The organism is Enterobacter sp. EC_50 (assembly GCF_019584525.1).
GTDB lineage: Bacteria > Pseudomonadota > Gammaproteobacteria > Enterobacterales > Enterobacteriaceae > Enterobacter > Enterobacter roggenkampii.
The window spans coordinates 1-231 of record NZ_VDAF01000112.1; the positions used below are offsets into that span (position 1 = coordinate 1).

At 53.7% G+C, this 231-nt stretch carries 1 pseudogene; it reads left to right on the plus strand.

What is annotated here, in order from left to right:
- Positions 1-230, plus strand: a pseudogene (locus FHC48_RS23250) (IS5/IS1182 family transposase); the annotation flags it as partial.
- Position 231 lies beyond the last annotated feature (1 nt).

The window sequence follows — 231 nt, forward strand, 5'->3', positions numbered from 1 at the left end:
GTGCTGTTGCGAATCAGCGGCTGACCGGGAGTAATGCGCGGTGGAAATGGACAACAGATTATAACCGTCGCTCGATAGCGGAAACGGCGATGTACCGGGTAAAACAGCTGTTCGGAGGTTCACTGACACTGCGTGACTACGATGGTCAGGTTGCAGAGGCTATGGCCCTGGTACGAGCGCTGAACAAAATGACGAAAGCAGGTATGCCTGAAAGCGTGCGTATTGCCTGAA